At 31.7% G+C, this 12996-nt stretch carries 13 protein-coding genes and 1 riboswitch; of the genes, 3 read left to right on the forward strand and 10 right to left on the reverse strand.

What is annotated here, in order from left to right:
• Window positions 1-395: 395 nt before the first annotated feature.
• Both G9F71_RS20385 and G9F71_RS20390 read left to right on the forward strand, forming a co-directional pair.
• Window positions 396-1007: a DUF4397 domain-containing protein gene (locus G9F71_RS20385; protein ID WP_164948695.1), complete on the forward strand. Its 612-nt coding sequence runs from the start codon at window positions 396-398 to the stop codon at window positions 1005-1007.
• A gap of 298 nt (window positions 1008-1305) precedes the next feature.
• Window positions 1306-2331: a PTS transporter subunit IIC gene (locus G9F71_RS20390; protein WP_164948515.1), complete on the forward strand. Its 1026-nt coding sequence runs from the start codon at window positions 1306-1308 to the stop codon at window positions 2329-2331.
• A gap of 91 nt (window positions 2332-2422) precedes the next feature.
• Here the strand turns inward: G9F71_RS20390 and G9F71_RS20395 are convergent, their stop codons facing one another.
• From G9F71_RS20395 to G9F71_RS20415, 5 genes are all read right to left on the reverse strand, one after another.
• Window positions 2423-2878 (reverse strand): PadR family transcriptional regulator, encoded by a 456-nt coding sequence (locus G9F71_RS20395; RefSeq protein WP_164948516.1) that lies wholly within the window; start codon window positions 2876-2878, stop codon window positions 2423-2425.
• A 6-nt stretch (window positions 2879-2884) separates the two neighbouring features.
• Entirely contained in the window at window positions 2885-3733 is an 849-nt protein-coding gene (locus G9F71_RS20400; protein WP_164948517.1) for a DegV family protein, read from the reverse strand.
• A 256-nt stretch (window positions 3734-3989) separates the two neighbouring features.
• Window positions 3990-4208: a DUF1450 domain-containing protein gene (locus G9F71_RS20405; RefSeq protein WP_164948518.1), complete on the reverse strand. Its 219-nt coding sequence runs from the start codon at window positions 4206-4208 to the stop codon at window positions 3990-3992.
• Between the two features lie 109 nt (window positions 4209-4317).
• On the reverse strand, window positions 4318-5643 hold the full coding sequence (locus G9F71_RS20410) for a cobyrinate a,c-diamide synthase (RefSeq protein ID WP_164948519.1): 1326 nt from the start codon (window positions 5641-5643) through the stop codon (window positions 4318-4320).
• A gap of 117 nt (window positions 5644-5760) precedes the next feature.
• Window positions 5761-6855, reverse strand: coding sequence for a pyridoxal phosphate-dependent aminotransferase (locus tag G9F71_RS20415; RefSeq protein ID WP_164948520.1), 1095 nt, complete (start codon window positions 6853-6855; stop codon window positions 5761-5763).
• A gap of 162 nt (window positions 6856-7017) precedes the next feature.
• A riboswitch (cobalamin riboswitch) is annotated at window positions 7018-7151 on the reverse strand.
• 132 nt (window positions 7152-7283) lie between these two features.
• Between G9F71_RS20415 and G9F71_RS20420 the strand changes: the two genes are divergently transcribed.
• Window positions 7284-8198: a transposase gene (locus tag G9F71_RS20420; protein ID WP_224626528.1), complete on the forward strand. Its 915-nt coding sequence runs from the start codon at window positions 7284-7286 to the stop codon at window positions 8196-8198.
• 258 nt (window positions 8199-8456) lie between these two features.
• Here G9F71_RS20420 and cobS read toward each other — a convergent pair whose 3' ends face one another.
• From cobS to rpsA, 5 genes are all read right to left on the reverse strand, one after another.
• On the reverse strand, window positions 8457-9209 hold the full coding sequence (cobS, locus tag G9F71_RS20425; protein ID WP_164948522.1) for an adenosylcobinamide-GDP ribazoletransferase: 753 nt from the start codon (window positions 9207-9209) through the stop codon (window positions 8457-8459).
• A 34-nt stretch (window positions 9210-9243) separates the two neighbouring features.
• Complete coding sequence (gene cobC, locus G9F71_RS20430; protein WP_164948523.1) at window positions 9244-9849, reverse strand: alpha-ribazole phosphatase; 606 nt, start codon at window positions 9847-9849, stop codon at window positions 9244-9246.
• The gene (cobT, locus tag G9F71_RS20435; RefSeq protein WP_164948524.1) at window positions 9846-10949 is read right to left on the reverse strand and encodes a nicotinate-nucleotide--dimethylbenzimidazole phosphoribosyltransferase; all 1104 of its coding nucleotides are present in this window, start codon (window positions 10947-10949) and stop codon (window positions 9846-9848) included. The genes cobC and cobT overlap by 4 nt, the downstream gene beginning before the upstream one ends.
• A 211-nt stretch (window positions 10950-11160) precedes the next feature.
• Complete coding sequence (locus tag G9F71_RS20440; RefSeq protein WP_164945554.1) at window positions 11161-11421, reverse strand: DUF3892 domain-containing protein; 261 nt, start codon at window positions 11419-11421, stop codon at window positions 11161-11163.
• 314 nt (window positions 11422-11735) lie between these two features.
• Entirely contained in the window at window positions 11736-12716 is a 981-nt protein-coding gene (gene rpsA, locus G9F71_RS20445) for a 30S ribosomal protein S1 (RefSeq protein ID WP_224626530.1), read from the reverse strand.
• Window positions 12717-12996: the final 280 nt, after the last annotated feature.

Below are 12996 nucleotides of genomic sequence, written 5' to 3' on the forward strand. Positions count from 1 at the left end.
TTACTTTTCTTTACTTGGATTAATTATTATTTATTTATTAAAATTTCCTATAGTTCATAGCTTTTCATGATTTACAATTATATAACGTTTATCACTATAATATAGTTGCACTTTTCCAATTTTTTTTTAGAATTAAATTATCCTCTAGGAAACTGCAATGTGATTAAACTATAGGATCAATATAGTATACGCTAGCATGTTTATAGTCCTTTACATATTTATTACTAGCAAACATAATTTATTACAATAAATTTTAGTAACCTTCTAGAATATTTCTTCATATACTAATATAGTAGAAATATTCTAGAAGGGAGCCTTTTATGTTCTATTGTCCAAAAAATGTTTATAATCCTTATTCCTTATATAGGGTAAGCCCTATTAATAATACTCGCCCTATGACTTCATATTTAAGAATTCTTCATGCCTCACCTAAATCCCCAGTTGTTGATGTGTATATTAATGATATGTTAAAATTCAGAAACCTTGCCTATGGTGATTTTACAGATTATATAGATGTTATAACTGGTAATTACAATGTAAAAATCTATGCAGCTGGAACTATTGCTTCACCCGTACTTAATAAAACACTTTTTATTCCACCTGAAAAAATTTACACTATTGCTGCCATCGGAATGTTACCTAACCTGGATTTGCTCCCTGTTCCTGAAACTAAAATTATGCACCCTGCAGATAAGGTATATATTAAATTTGCTCATTTATCACCTAATACTGGGCCTTTGGATATTGTATTACCAGGCGGTAAGATTTTGTTTAAGAATATTAGTTACAAAGGATTTACTGACTATATAGAAATTCCTGCTGGAACCTATATTTTAGAGGCTAGACCTACTGGTACCCAAACTACAGTTTTATACGTTCCTAATATAAAACTAAAGTCCCAGCGTTTTTACACCGTTTATGCTATAGGCCTACTTAATGGTCGCCCAGGCCTTCAAGCCTTAATCCCTCTTGATGGTAGTTCTTATTTAGAAATGCGAGAAGACTAAATATTTAGTGCCACCCAGGTTGCAAGTGACATGTTTTAAATTAAAAAAGGCTTCTATAATAGACTAATATATTATAGAAGCTTTTTTTCATGCTCCCATGCTTTTTCTCTCCGCCTTATTGATGTCCTTATAAGAAGATGTTATAATGTTGTCAGTTTATAGGTGTATATACATAGGTATATATTTGTGTATAGAAGTTAATTATCAATACTGTACATAATATTATAACCATGGTTTATATCCATAGCATAAGAAAAGTATATATCGAAAACACTATATTGCATTAGGAGGAGAACTCATGGAAAAATTCAAAATTGCTGCAAAAAAAACATTTAAACGTGATTTTATAGATGCCTTAAGTGCAATGGCATTGGGTCTATTTGCTTCATTAATTATTGGACTAATATTAAGTCAATTATCAAAAATTCCTGGCCTGACCTTTCTTAAAGAGTTTACAGAAATCATTTCAGCTAAATCCCCTGTAGTTGGCTGCGCAATAGGTGTGGCTGTAGCTTGGGGTTTAAAGACTGCCCCTCTTGCAATGTTTGCGTCTGCTGCCACCGGCGCCTTTGGGTATATGTATATGGGTGGTGGACCAGTAGGCGCTTTCATTGCTGCTGTAGTAGGTGCAGAACTTGGAAACTTGGTATCCGGAAAAACAAAACTTGATATTTTAATAGTTCCCATTGTTACTATTGTTACTGGAAGTATAGCTGGTAAATTTGTAGGACCCTATATTGCCGTCTTTATGACGGGTTTGGGTGCAGTCATTAATTCCGCTACTAATCTTATGCCTATTCCAATGGGTATCGCTGTATCTACTTTAATGGGCATGACGCTTTCTTCTCCAATTAGTAGTGCTGCCATAGCAATTTCTTTGAATATGTCTGGCCTTGCAGCCGGTGCTGCCACGGTGGGTTGCAGTGCTCAAATGATAGGCTTTGCTGTTTCTAGTTATAGAGAAAATAAAGTGGGTGGTTTAGTATCCCAAGGACTAGGTACCTCTAAGCTACAATTACCTAACATAATAAGCCACCCTCAAGTTTGGATACCTCCTACCTTAGCAGGTGCAATTCTGGGGCCTCTTTCTACAACTGTTTTTTCTATGAAAAATAATTCTATAGGAGCAGGTATGGGCACCAGTGGATTTGTAGGTCAATTCGGAACCCTTGCAACTATGCAAGGCAGTGAACCTACTTCTATAATAATTTTAAAAATATTATTTCTACACTTTATAGCTCCCGCAGTCTTAACTTTGATTTTCTCAGAGATTATGAGAAAGAAAGGGTGGATTAGGGAAGGAGACTTAAAGCTGAAACTCTAGTGCTGCCCATGTGGCACGTGGGTTGAAAGTTACCAGGATGAACAAAAGGAGCTGCAAGCGAAATCCCTGCAGCTCCTTATTTAACAATATACTATTTATATAAATCATTATAAATTATCTTAAATACTTCCAACGCTTCTTCAATTTTATCTTGCAATAGATATTTTTTATTTTCTAATTGCCTTTTACCGACCTCGGTGATCTTATAAATTTTCTGAGCCTTCTTAGAGTTACACCATTCACCCACTATTAGTTTTTCCTTTTCCAATCTTTTTAAAAGAGGATATATTCCACCTGTGCTAGGAACCCAAAGACCATTTGTCCGCTCTCCTATTTTATGAGATATATCATTTCCATTAGTTTCACCTAAACTTAGAATAAATAATGCGTACAGTGGTAGTAATCCTTTTGTGAATACTTGCCCCACTGCTTCTTTTTCCTTTTGAACTTTTCGGAGTTCTAGAAGTTTTTTCTTATATTCTTCATAAAGTCTTTTTTCTTCAGCCCTAATGTCTATCTCACTTTCTTTAATCTCTATATTACCCATCTATATCTAAGGTTCCTCTATACAAACCATTCCTATTAAACCTGGTCCACTATGAACTCCTGATACAGGGCTTATATATCCACCAAATTCTATAGAAATAACGTTTGGATGAGGACGTATACTCTCCATTACTTTTTTAGACTCTTCTAAAGCATCGCCGTGAACTATATATACTCTACACTTCTTTTTATCTAAAATATTGTTTGTAAGTTCTACAAGCTTATTAAGAGATTGCTTTCTACCTCTTACCTTTTCACAAGTAATATACTTACCATCAGTATCTACAGCGATTATAGGCTTAATATTTAAAAGCTCTGCTATAGTACCTGAAACCTTTCCTATTCTTCCACCCTTTTTTAAGTACTCTAAAGTGCCTACTAGAAAATATAGATGGATTCTCTTTTTAATAGATGGAATAGCTTCTACAATTTCTTCAAAGCTCTTTCCTTCTTCTATAAGTCTCCCACATTCAGTTACTATTAACCCTTCACCAAGAGCTATAGATTGTGAATCACATATGTGTGTATTAATTCCTGGATGATTTTCACTTGTAAGTTTCATTGCATTGAATATACCCGATAACCCAGTGGACAGCGTTACTGCTATAGCATGGGTGTATCCTTGTTCTTCTAATTTCAAAAATAGTTCTTCCATATCCTTCATTGATGGCAGTGAGGATGTAGGTACTTCTTTTTCCATATTTGCATAAACTTCCTGTGAAGTAATGTCTACATTGTCTAAATATTCTCTATCAGAATAGATAATCCTAAAGGGTAATACATTAATATTATATTTCTCTATGACTTCTCTACTTAAATCGCTTGTAGTGTCTGTAATTAAAGCTATTTTGTTCAAATTAACTCCTCCTATATGCTTTATATTGACATTATATCACTATCGATTATATGTATCAATAGTGATACATAAGAAAAAAATTACGTGGGGACAGTTAACAAATTACATAGGGACGGTTAACAATTAATTCAACTTTATGTAAGGGGACAGTTAACAATTAATTCAACTAATTACGCAAATTGGAGGAAACAGATCTAACATAAAAACAACCCTCTTTAGCTACTATAACGCTAAAGAGAGTTATTTAAGGAAGATTCTATTCTAACTCCATGTACTCACCTATAATATCTAATAAACTCTCACAATCTTCTGCTTCAACTAATTCGCCATTTATTCTGGCAATTAATGTATTCCCGCATTTATCGCAGGCACCTATACATTTATTGAGGGTAACTGTACATTCTGGGTACTCATTTCTAACAGCTTCAACAACTTCTTCTATTCCGTCGTTATGCTTACAAAAACTAATCTTCATATATGTAATCTCCTTTTGCTGATTTTACTAAATGCAAAATATTTTCTTCTAATGTATTGTACCAAAAAATTCGAATAAAAGGAATATAGTTAATTCTTTTGCTTTTTATCTATTTAAATATTTCCTTAAACCATTCTAAATTACAAAAAAAATGCACATGTCCATAGGCTGCTAAGGTGTTTTTCAAAGCATATCCGCATTTCCAACTTTTAAGGCTACCATCATAAATCTGTTTAGAAAGTATACAGACCTTTTCCTCCTGTATCTCAACAGTAGATTTATGAAATTCATGGCAGTTTATACTCATGTTTTGGGATATAATATTATTTTCTACCTCTACCTTAATTTCTGCATATCCAAAATTCTGAAGTTTTTTTGTCAAAGTATAATAACCTTCAAAAAAACCAACTGTATTATTTGATATTGGCTCTTCCACACCTAGTTTTTCTCCTAAAGTAAGATACATTAATCCTCCACATTCCGCATAGCAACGCAGTCCATTATTAAGAGATTTTTTTATACTTTCTAGCATAGATGTATTTTGAGATAACTCTTTTATAAATACCTCTGGGTATCCTCCACCTATATAAAGAAAATCAATATTACTTGGAAGCTCATCATCTTCAATTGGACTAAAGTATATAACTTGTCCCAGTTCCTCTAAAAGCTCTAAATTTTCTTTATAATAAAAACTAAAGGCTTTATCATAGGCCACAGCTATTCTTTTCCCCTTATTCTCCACATGAAAATTGTCTACATATTTTTCGCTTTCTTTAAATCCATCTAATAATAAATTCATGTCCAAATGCTTTTCTAATAACTGGGCACATATTTCAATTTTCTCTTCTAAATCCTCTACTTCACTGCTTTGAATTAACCCTAAATGCCTACTTTTTAAATCTAACCTGTCATCCTTCGGAAGATAACCTAAGACCTTCAAGTTACAGTTTTCTTTAATAGTAGCTTTAAGTAAATTGTAATAACTTTCTGTTACATTGTTTAGTATTATACCCTTTATATTAGCGTCTTTGAAATTCACTATTCCATTTATTTCTGCACAAAGAGTTGCTACCTGAGCCTTTGGAGACAATACAAGTATAATGGGCAAGTCCAAAACCTTTGATATGTGATAAGTAGAATAGGATGTATCTGTGCCTTTCCCATCATATAAACCCATAACACCCTCAACTACTCCTAAGTCACCATCGCCTCTAGAAAAGCTAGCTTTAACTCCCGCCTCTCCCATAAGATATAAATCTAAGTTTCTTGAATCACTACCGGTTATCTTTGTATGAAAGGCTGGGTCTATATAGTCAGGGCCTACTTTGTACCCTTGTACCTTAAATCCTCTATTTTTTAGTGCTTTCATAATTCCCAGTGTTACTGTGGTTTTACCGCCACCACTGCAATTCGAAGCTATAATTATACTCTTCATTTTTAATCTTCACATCCTTATTTTGCTAAAATTCAAATGGTTTTATCGGTCTCTAATGTTTACCTGTCCCCGCTTAATTATCGTATTTGTCTCCAATGTTTACCTGTCCCAGCTTAATTAAACTTTAAATTTTAAACTCTCTAGCATTGCCACCAATTTTTCATTGCTAGCCCTATCCTTAATAGCCAGCCTTACATACTGTTTATCAAGTCCTCTAAAATTGTCTGCTTTTCTTATTACAAAGCCTTGTTCTAGGCAAATCTTATAAAATCCCTCTGAGGCTAGTCCTTTTAATTTGCAAAGCACATAATTTCCATAGGTTAAAAATACTTCTTCTATAAAATAATTTTTTTTCAATGATTTTAAAAACCTAGGTCTTTCGGCTCTTATCCACTCTTTGCTTTTTTCAATATATGCACTATCCTTTAACACATGGCGTACTGCAACTTCTGCAAAGCAATTTATGTTCCATGGGTTTTGTTTTGATTTAATATTTTTTATTAAAGCAACATTACTACTTATTCCATACCCAAACCTTATACCAGGCATTGCAAAAAATTTAGTTAAAGCTCTTATTATAAATAAACACTTGTACTTTTTAAGCTCATCTACAAAACTGTGCCTGGAATCTCCCGTAAATTCAATAAAAGCTTCATCTATTATTATTACTTTATTATTACTCTCACAATATTCAAGAATTTTTTGAAACTCCCCTCTATCAATGATATTGCCATTAGGATTATTTGGATTACCTAAAACCATGGCTTCTACCTTTTGTAATTTATTTAAAATATCCTTATAATCATAAGAAAGCTGAGCGTATTCATTCTTTAATAGGTCATTGTAATTAATATCCTCTTTTAAATATGAATACTCTATATTACAACCCCACTTTTGGGCATCAATCTCATACTCTACAAATGAAGGCACAACAATTAATAAGCTTTTATGACAAGCTATAACCAAGTCAATTATTTCTGCAGCTCCATTGCCTAAAACAAAGTACTCTTCTGGGCAATCAACGTATTCTTTTAAACCTTTTAACACCTTTCTATATTGAATATCTGGATATCTTGTTAAGGCATTTATTGCTTCATTAATGTTATCAATGAAGCTACTCGGAACCCCTAATGGATTTATATTAGAACTATAATCAATTAACTCTCGGCCCTGAAGTAATCCATCAGTATAAACGTCTCCACCATGTATCATTAAATACCTTCCTTTCTATTTATAACTTTTCAGAAGCCACCCAGCTTCTTCAATATACTATCTTTTTAAACACAAAAAAAGTAGTAAGCTTAAGATAGCGACTACTTTTTAATTAATTTATAATTAAATTAACTATATTAAAAAGCTATTTCCCTCCGAAATCTTTGTTAACATCATTTAGGCAGGTCTCCTGGCTTTTGAGGAGCTATCCTCAATTACAGTAGCGGGGGCTGCTGCGGATTTAAACCGCATTCCCTTTTCACCTATTAAAAGGCACCTAAAATTCTATTCTATTTTAACTACAGTTTATTATAATTACGCCCTCATGTCAATAAAATGCTTGGGGACGGTTAACAACTTTTTGAACTATGAATAACTTCACCAGATAAAGTCAATAATATAAAAAATTATATAAAGAGGTGTTTTTTATGGCAAGAAAAGCAAGATTAAAAACAAATGATGCTATATATCATATTATGTGTAAAAGCATCACTGAGGTAGATTTATTCAGAGATGATGAAGATAAGAAAAAATATTTATACCTTGTAAAAAAATACAAAGATCTCCATCATGTTAAAATTTATGGGTACTGTCTTATGGATAACCATTCACATCTATTAATTGATGCTAATGGTGCAGATATATCCAAAGTCATGCATGGAATAAATTTTTCTTACGCAATGTACTTTAATAAAAAGTATAAAAGAGAAGGCCATCTTTTTAAAGACAGATTCAAAAGCAAAATAGTTGATAGTGATAGATACTTAAGGACTGTATCACTATATATACATAATAATCCTACAGATATAAGTGAATTTAAAGATTGTCCTGAAAAATATGCTTTTTCTAGTTTGGGAATATATATTGGAAAACGACGTGACCATTTAAGCATAGTTGATTACGGATTTGTCATGGGCTTTTTTGGTAATGATCTTAAACTGGCAAGGAATTATTACTATAGCCTTGTTTTTGGATGCACCGACGAAAAATTAAAAGAAGAATTTGAATTTAAAAATGAAAAGACAAAGTATAGCAGTGTACGGACGATACTTGTAAGAAACTTTAAGCCTGAAGATATCATAGAATTTATAGCAGTAAAGATGAATATAACAAAGCTTCAACTTCATATGAAGTACAGTAGAAAACTTGTAGAAGCAAGAGCATTAACCGTTGTTTTAATGAGGAGTATCTGCAATTTAAAATCCAGTGATATATCCGACCTACTTGGAAACATTACACCAGCTAGAATATCAAAATTAAGCAGTATTGGTATAGAATTAATTAGAACTAACAAAAACTACGAAAATATCCTTGAGGAATTTATTAAATGTTACGCTCGGTAATTAATATTAAGCTTAATACCTTATTGTATGTATATATCTTTTGAATTTATAAAAAATTACAAGATAATATAAAGCTATTTTTAATTAAATCAATTTGGACAAGCCTTTAAAAATACAATATCTTATTAAGACCTTTCGATGAAAATAATGTAAACAAGTACTGAAAATATCATTAATTAATTAATTAATTAAAAAGTACAAAGTTCCATAAAAACCTTGTACCAAAATATAGTTTAATTAATTGTTAACCGTCCCCGTTTAATTCATAGCTACAAATAAAATCATAATTAAAATTTCAACTAATTCATTATTAGCACCTAAACTATCTCCTGTAAGTCCTGTAATTTTGCTTTCACAAAACTTATTAAATAATAAACTTAAAAGGAGCCCTGAAGCTATTAATATAACACTTTTATTAAATCCTATTAATAAAGTCCCAAGTATAATAGTTGTAATGCCTGTAATCACAACCCTTTTAACATCTATGTTGCCAATAAATATATTACCTGAGCCATTTTCTTTAGCATTTTTTCCTATAAAAGATAAAAACACTACAGTAAACCTTGCAATTACTGGCGTTGCAATTAATATAAATGGTAAATTTAATTCTATGATGGTATATACCGCTGCATATCGTGCTAACATATCAAATACTATAGCAACACTTGCATAAGTACCTACCCTACTATCCTTCATAACTTCTATTATTTTATCTTTACCACCTTTTAAGGAAAAGAAGCCATCGCAGGTATCTCCAAGTCCATCTACATGTAAGGCACCAGTAATAACTATTGGTATAATAACTACAAATACCGATGTAATATTTATTGGTAGCGCTTTTATTAATATATAATAAATTAACCACTGAACAATTCCAATAAATAATCCTACCACAGGAAAAAATATAGATCCTCGCCTAAAGTTCTCTTTTTCGCATTTTAAATTTATGTTTATAGGTATACGTGTAAAAAACTGAAAAAACAGTAAAAAATCATTTAAATATTCTCTCATTTTGTTTGCTTGCAAAGACTTATCCTTGCAACCCTCACCTCTTTTCTAAATATGCGTTATGCATTATGGTATCAATATATAAATTCCCATATTCATATTTTATAACGCTTATATCTCCATTTTTACAACCAAATTTCCAAAATAAATCTATGTTTTCGTTCATAACATAACAATATATAGCTCTTATTACTCCAGAATGAGTACAAATTAAAATATTATCATATTCTAATTTTTTAATATCCTCCATAAAGCTTTTAACTCTTTCACATAGCTGAATATAACTTTCACCTCTAGGCGGTACAAATTCCATCCAATTGTTTTGCCAACAAAGACATTCCTTGGGATAGAGCGTCTTAATCTCCTCATATGTTTTTCCTTCAAAATCTCCAAAATTAGTCTCATTTATTCTATTATCCTGTATAACTTGAATTTCCGATTGTCCTAAAACCAAATTTGCCATTTCTGTGGTTCTTTTTTTATCGCTAACATATACTCTATCTAATTTTATATCATTAAAGAAAACATTAGCTTTATTTCCTTGACTTATTCCGATTGCATTTAGACTTACATCCAAATTACCATAATATGAGCCTCTTCTATTTTCTTCCGTCTGACCATGCCTTAACAAATAAATGTTCATAATTTCTCACCTAAATCGTGCCCTATGGTATTATCCCTTATATCTATATACTTTTTGCTATCCAAGGTTGCCTCTTCAAATGTTCCCATATTATCCATTGTGAATAACGCCGCTTCGATTATATTAAACGCAAGAGGGCACCCTGAACCTTCGCCGAGTCGCATATTCAAATTCAGCATAGGTGCAAGTCCTATTTCCTTCATTATAAACGCTGCTCCAGGTTCCGCAGATAAGTGAGATGCAAATATATATTCCTTTACCATGGGGTTTAATTTATAAGCACAAAGTGCAGCTGCTGAAGCTATAAACCCATCTATAACAATGGGCACTCTATTTTTCGCAGCTGATAGGAAGCAACCACATAGTGCTGCAATGTCAAATCCTCCAACTTTTGAAAGTACATCAATAACATCATTTTTATCTGGTTTATTTACTTCAATAGCCTTTTTAACCACTCTTTTTTTATTCGTAAATTGCTGCTCCGTAATTCCTGAGCCTTTACCTACCGACATCTCTACATCAAGCCCCGAAAAAACACTTAAAATTGCTGCACTTGTGGCAGTATTTCCTACACCCATTTCCCCTGTACCAAACAAATCGTATCCTTTATTTGCCAAATCATCAATTGTTTCTATACCAATTTCTATAGCTTTTATTGTTTGCTCCTTAGTCATTGCAGGCCCCTTAATCATATTCATGGTGCCGTATGCAATTTTTCTATTTATGATTTTAGGGTTATTAAAGTCTGCATCAACCCCTACATCTACAACTGTAATATCACTTCCAACAAATTTTGATAAAACATATACGCCGGTAATTTTTTTAGTAAAATTATTAGTAACTGTGGCCGTTACACTTTTAGGGCAATTAGATACTCCTTCTTCTACCACTCCATTATCGCCACACATTATAACCACATTTTTTTTATTAATCTTGTTATGTATCTCTCCAGTAATACCTGCCATTTTGGCTATAATATTTTCTATTTCACCAAGACTTCCTATAGGTTTTGTTAAACTATCAAGTCTTTCCCAAGCCTTTTTCATAGCCTGTATATTTGCCGGTTCAATGCACTGCAAAGTATTTTTTAAAATTTCCACTTACTTATACCCCCATTCTGATCTAAGTCTACCCCTTAATTTTAACACATAAAACTTAAATAGTGTTCAATAGTTGCATTAGTTTAATTAGTTGTTAACTGTCCCCTATTAAAACACACTTGTCCAATATTAACCTAAAAAAGGTCTGTTAGTTGTTAACTGTCCCCATTTAACTAACTAAAAAGCAGGGACAACCTAATGTCCCTGCTTCTTAATAGATATCGTTATCGTCTATAACTGGTAAACTGTCTAAATTATTGGATTTATCTCCATCTGGTAAACTTCTGAGAAATTCTTCACCTTTTTTTGAAGTTGATATAGAAACTCCGCCTATATTGCCTTGCCTCGCCAAAAGGACTGCTTGCTCTTTTGAAACTATATCTCCATTTTCGAATTCGTAGGCTGTTATTTCTCCACTATTATCCTTAACTACTCTACTAATCATATGAGTTGAGCTTTCTTTTTTATCCATAATTATACTCCCTCCCTTAATTGATTAAACACATAAAATATGTGTTTTTTATTTTAGATACATATCCAATGTTAAATAAATTATAAAGCAAAGTATCTACTTATACAGTTTTACCAATTATATAATTATTTATGAGAAATATTTATATATTTCTCAATAATACTACGAGAGTTATTCCAACTTATTGTAATTCATAGTGGTTTTACTGCTAATTTTAAATAAAATATAAGAATCAAAAAAAAATAACAAGTCAATATGCTAGCATACTGACTTGTTATTTTTTCAGCTTTGTCTAAACAAAACTATGAAAGGATTTATTCAAATTTAAAATCTTTAAATTTATCTTTTAATATATCTCCTAAAGTTAAGCCTTGTTCTTCACCATTATACTGTGAAAGATCACCATAACTTTTATCTAATGCTTCTTTAATACTTAAGCTTATTCTTCTATCTTTTTCATTTATATCACCAATTTTAACTTTTACAACATCTCCAACCTTTAATACATCAGAAACCTTTTCTATACGATCTTCTGATATTTCTGATAGATGAACAAGTCCATCTATACCTGAAGGTAGTTGAACAAAAGCACCAAATTCCATTATTCTTACTACAGTTCCCTCTACTATATCATTTGTTTTATATGTGCTTGATATATTATTCCAAGGGTTTCCTGCTGCTGCTTTAAGTCCTAGAGATATTCTTCCTTTTTCTCTATCAAGATCTATTACACGAACTTCCAATTCTTGTCCAACAGATACTACCTCTGATGGATCTTGAACTCTTTTCCATGATAATTCTGAAATGTGAATAAGACCATCAACGCCACCTAAATCTACAAAAGCACCAAATTTAGCAAGTCTAGTTACAACGCCTTTTCTCATGTCGCCTTTTTTAAGTTCATCCCAAACTAAATTTCCCTTAGCTTCATTTTCTTCTTTTTCTATAGCTTTTCTAGATAAAACTAATTTTTTGTTTTCTTTCTCTAATTCAATTATCTTAACTTCCATAGTTTTTCCTTTAAAATCTTGTAAATTTTCTATGTAAGCATTTGACATTTGCGAAGCAGGTATAAACGCTCTAATTCCGTCAACATCAGCAGTAGCTCCACCTTTTACTATTTCATTAATAGTAATTTCAAAAGTTTTATTTTCATCTAAAATTCCTTGCAATTTTTCCCATACTTTATCGCTATCTCCAGCGTTTGTAGAATCCATAGATTCCTCAATACTGCCCATCACGTCTTTCATTGATATTTCTTCTTTATTTTCTGTTGTTAAATTTTCTGTTGTCATATAATACACTCCTTCTATTAAATAATTATTATTAAAACTATCCTTGAATTACCTATATAGACTAATATTTCATTCTATATATGCTTATTCAAATCATGGTTATTTTGATGATTTCATAGACCGAACATAAAATCAGTTTTGTTTATCTGACTTTCTTATCATTGTTACCATTTAAATATCACACTATCCATTATACACAAAAAAATCATAAAATACAAAGTTGTTTGAAATTATTCATAAAATAGTTGGGGACGGTTAACAACTATTTGAACTATTTCCA

It is taken from the genome of Clostridium sp. FP2, assembly GCF_011065955.2.
Lineage (GTDB): Bacteria > Bacillota > Clostridia > Clostridiales > Clostridiaceae > Clostridium_AD > Clostridium_AD tagluense.

Coding starts and splice junctions, on each gene's coding strand:
- G9F71_RS20385 (WP_164948695.1), top strand. CDS start 396: ATGACTTCATATTTAAGAATTCTTCATGCCTCACCTAAATCCCCAGTT.
- G9F71_RS20390 (WP_164948515.1), top strand. CDS start 1,306: ATGGAAAAATTCAAAATTGCTGCAAAAAAAACATTTAAACGTGATTTT.
- G9F71_RS20395 (WP_164948516.1), bottom strand. CDS start 2,878: ATGGGTAATATAGAGATTAAAGAAAGTGAGATAGACATTAGGGCTGAA.
- G9F71_RS20405 (WP_164948518.1), bottom strand. CDS start 4,208: ATGAAGATTAGTTTTTGTAAGCATAACGACGGAATAGAAGAAGTTGTT.
- G9F71_RS20410 (WP_164948519.1), bottom strand. CDS start 5,643: ATGAAGAGTATAATTATAGCTTCGAATTGCAGTGGTGGCGGTAAAACC.
- G9F71_RS20415 (WP_164948520.1), bottom strand. CDS start 6,855: ATGATACATGGTGGAGACGTTTATACTGATGGATTACTTCAGGGCCGA.
- G9F71_RS20420 (WP_224626528.1), top strand. CDS start 7,284: ATGGCAAGAAAAGCAAGATTAAAAACAAATGATGCTATATATCATATT.
- cobS (WP_164948522.1), bottom strand. CDS start 9,209: ATGAGAGAATATTTAAATGATTTTTTACTGTTTTTTCAGTTTTTTACA.
- cobC (WP_164948523.1), bottom strand. CDS start 9,849: ATGAACATTTATTTGTTAAGGCATGGTCAGACGGAAGAAAATAGAAGA.
- G9F71_RS20440 (WP_164945554.1), bottom strand. CDS start 11,421: ATGGATAAAAAAGAAAGCTCAACTCATATGATTAGTAGAGTAGTTAAG.
- rpsA (WP_224626530.1), bottom strand. CDS start 12,716: ATGACAACAGAAAATTTAACAACAGAAAATAAAGAAGAAATATCAATG.